The organism is Escherichia sp. TW14182, from assembly GCF_000208525.1.
Lineage (GTDB): Bacteria > Pseudomonadota > Gammaproteobacteria > Enterobacterales > Enterobacteriaceae > Escherichia > Escherichia ruysiae.
Map to the genome: position 1 here is coordinate 1 of NZ_AEJZ01000276.1, position 1,874 is coordinate 1,874.

Below are 1,874 nucleotides of genomic sequence, written 5' to 3' on the forward strand. Positions count from 1 at the left end.
GGGGGGGGGCTCTATTTTACCGCCGGGATAGATAAGGTTGGCAGTGGGTTCGAGGGGGACTACAGCACCAGCGATAGTCAACATAACCAGACGCGTGCGCGGGGCAGTAGTAGTGAGATTAAGGGTAACTTGATAATCAACGCGCAGGATACGCTGACTCAGCAAGGCGCAAGCCATCAGGTCGGTGGCGCTTACCGCGCGCAGGCGGCCAAAGTCGCGCAGTTGGAGGCTCATGATCGCGACAGTAGCCGTAGTCAAGGTACCCGGGTCGATGCCGAGGTTGGGGTCAACGTTAACTACAGTGCGGTACTCCGTCCCCTAGCTAGGGCGGCACAGAAGGCTGCTAGCCTTGATGTTAATGGTGCCATTGATGAGTTGGGTAAGGTGGGCAAACCGAACCTGGGACTGGATATCGGCGCCAACGGGGGGACGCAGACGGAAAGCCGTAGCGAGAGTCGAGCTAAGACGACCCACATCCAGGCTGGCACCATCGAGGTCACGGCGCGCGACACGATCCACGATCGCGGCACGCAATACCGTGCCAATATGGGGGGCGTGACGCTGCAGGCGGATAACCACCGCTTCGAGGCGGCGAGCGACAGCAGCAGCAGCCAGAGTAGCGCGGCCCAGGGCGGTGCCACTCTGCGTGTCTACACCACCACGGGTAAGGATATCGGTGTGACGATCAGTGGCCAGGGGGAGAATCGTCGCCGTGAGGAGCAACGCTCCCAAGCACAGAGTGGGTCGATCCAGGCGCAATCAGGCATCGACATTCGTCTGGGGCAGACGGGGAACTATCAGGGGACGACGTTGGATGGCGGTCAGGGCAAGACGCAGATCCACAGCGCAGGCGATCTGCATATCGTTCAGGCCACAGATAGCCACAGCACTCGTCACCAAGGCTTCGATGCACATGCGCGCGTCAGCGGTGACATGAATAGCGGCAGCGCGGCGTTAGGCGGCGGGCAGAATAATGGCCAGCAGAGCAACTCGCAGGCGCATGCCGCCTCGATCCGTTCCGCAGGCGGCGTCACCCTAGAGAGCGGCGGTATGCTGACCCTACAGGGCGCTCAGGTCGACAGTCAGGGGGAGGTTACCCTACGAGCGGCCGATCGTTTAGATCTGCGTCAGGCCAACGCGCAGCGTCAACAGGAGGGCTGCGTGTGGTCGGGCGAGCTGAGTGGTGGCGGCGGTCGCAGCAGCGGCGACAGTGAGAGCTGGAACGGTAGCCTCGGCGCCAAGGCGGGTGTGACGATGCAACATGAACAGCAGAGCACCGCGCAAGGGGGACAGATCAGCGGGGCGAGTGTCACCCTGAGCGCCGGTAGCGAGGCGCGCGATGCGTTGCACCTGCAAGGCACCCAAGTCAAGGGTAAGGCGGTGACCTTGAGCGCCCAACAGGGCGGTATCATGCTGGAGTCGGCCAAGGATAGTCAGGTGAAAAATAACTGGGGCTTTGAGGCGAGTGGGAGTCTATCCGTCAGCCAGAGCATGCCCCTGAATATCGGGCTGAAGGTTAACGTGGATCAGCAAGATCAGACGAAGCAACATAATACGCAGATCCTCGCCGAACAGGTGAACTTGTCTAGCCACGATGTTCGGATGTGATAACCCGAACTGTCATCACGTAAAGTACCTGACCAACTCATGCGGCAGCCGTACCTGCCCGTCTTGCGGAAAAAAAGCGACTGACCTGTGGATAGCGACACAACTGAATCGTCTTTGCCGCAGGTGTATAAGGCGCTGGGTATGAGCAGGAAATTGAACGACTGAAAGCGCAACTCGACAGGTTACGCCGAATGTTGTTTGGTCAGAGTTCAGAGAAAAGCGCCATAAGCTGGAAAACGATGAAAATCATCAGGTGTACGGTGTGC

Annotated in this window: 2 protein-coding genes and 2 pseudogenes; 3 read left to right on the top strand and 1 reads right to left on the bottom strand. The window is 59.6% G+C overall.

The window, feature by feature from the left end:
- Positions 1-234: hypothetical protein (locus tag EQY_RS26920; RefSeq protein WP_237712279.1), on the bottom strand; the 234-nt coding region annotated here is incomplete at its 3' end.
- Here EQY_RS26920 and EQY_RS0119825 point away from each other — a divergent pair.
- The 3 genes and pseudogenes from EQY_RS0119825 to EQY_RS25050 form a co-directional block, all read left to right on the top strand.
- Entirely contained in the window at positions 118-1,608 is a 1,491-nt protein-coding gene (locus tag EQY_RS0119825; RefSeq protein ID WP_237712278.1) for a hemagglutinin repeat-containing protein, read from the top strand. The two genes, EQY_RS26920 and EQY_RS0119825, sit on opposite strands and share 117 nt — an antisense overlap.
- A pseudogene (locus EQY_RS25045) lies at positions 1,604-1,723 on the top strand (transposase zinc-binding domain-containing protein); the annotation flags it as partial. The gene EQY_RS0119825 and the pseudogene EQY_RS25045, both read left to right, overlap by 5 nt.
- Before the next feature lie 19 nt (positions 1,724-1,742).
- Positions 1,743-1,874 (top strand): annotated as a pseudogene (locus EQY_RS25050) (IS66 family transposase); the annotation flags it as partial.